This is a genomic window from Nonomuraea maheshkhaliensis (assembly GCF_039529435.1).
Classification (GTDB): Bacteria; Actinomycetota; Actinomycetes; order Streptosporangiales; family Streptosporangiaceae; genus Nonomuraea; species Nonomuraea maheshkhaliensis.
This window is the reverse complement of sequence record NZ_BAAAMU010000317.1, coordinates 1-1,076: the sequence shown is the minus strand read 5'-3', so window position 1 is coordinate 1,076 and position 1,076 is coordinate 1. Positions and strand designations below refer to the sequence as shown.

1 protein-coding gene and 1 pseudogene are annotated in these 1,076 nt (G+C 75.7%); both read right to left on the bottom strand.

Annotation, left to right across the window (positions count from 1 at the left end):
- Positions 1-426 (bottom strand): GntR family transcriptional regulator (locus tag ABFX54_RS56625; RefSeq protein ID WP_346115615.1); only part of this gene is annotated, 426 nt, incomplete at its 3' end.
- 139 nt (positions 427-565) lie between these two features.
- Positions 566-1,076 (bottom strand): annotated as a pseudogene (locus ABFX54_RS56620) (hypothetical protein); the annotation flags it as partial.

Below are 1,076 nucleotides of genomic sequence, written 5' to 3'. Positions count from 1 at the left end.
CCCGGCGGCGGGCTGCTCGCCGAGGACCGCGGCCCGCTCGCCGCGCCGCCGCCAGGCCGCCCGCCACTCCGCCTGTGGGAAGCCCTGCGTGCTGGGCAGGTCGGCGCGCAGGTCGATGACCGTCTCGGTGGAACGCTCGGGCTCCCTGACCGGCGGGCCGGCGCCGGGGCGCGAGACGTAGGTGCCGGAGCCGTGGCGGCCGCTCACGTACCCCTCGGCCAGCAGCCTCTGGTACGCCGTCAGGGCCACGCCGCGCGAGGTCCCGAGTACGGCGGCCAGGGTGCGGGTGGACGGCAGCCGGGCGCCGGCGGCCAGCCGCCCGTGCCGGATGGCGGCGCGGAGCTGGGCGGCGAGCTGCTCCTGCAGCGGCTCCGGCAGATCGCGGTCGAGAGTGATCGCGAAATTGAGCCCTTGCGGATGACGCATGGATGATCCCCCAGTGCATGTCGGAACGTGGCCCCTCCCCTCAGGCGTGCCATCCCGTTCCACCGGCGTTCCATCCGCCACCCATACGCGCGACCCACACGGGGGATCACCGCGGCCGGTACGAGCAGCCCGCCCGCAGCTACCGCGGCCGGTACGAGCAGCGCACCCCCGTCTGCACGCAGGCCCGCAGCTCCTCACCGATCACCGCGTCCACGGCCTCGATCCGGGCCAGCGCCCGCCTGATCGCCTTGCCGACGGCGATCCTGGCACGCTCGTCGCCGTCCGCGAACGGCCGCGCCCGCCCCCCGATGCCCGTCGCCGCCGCCAGCTCGCTGATCAGCCACTCGCGCTCCAGCCGCACCGCCGCCGCGCGCTCGAGGTCGTGCATCGACTCCAGCTCGTCGATCTCGGCCTGCAGCTCGGCCAGCCGCTGCCGGTAGGTCTCCCTGGCCAGGTCGTCGAGCATCGGCTGGGCGGAGTCGCCCTGCCCGGCCGGCCGGCACGCGCCAGCCGCCAGGTCGGCGGCCGGGATCTCGCGCCCGGGGTTGCCGACCAGCGTGGCCAGATGCCCCATGCCGACACTGTGATCGACCAGCACCATCCGCCCGCCCAGCTCGACCTGCCAGTGCCGCCCGTGACGGCGTAACCGG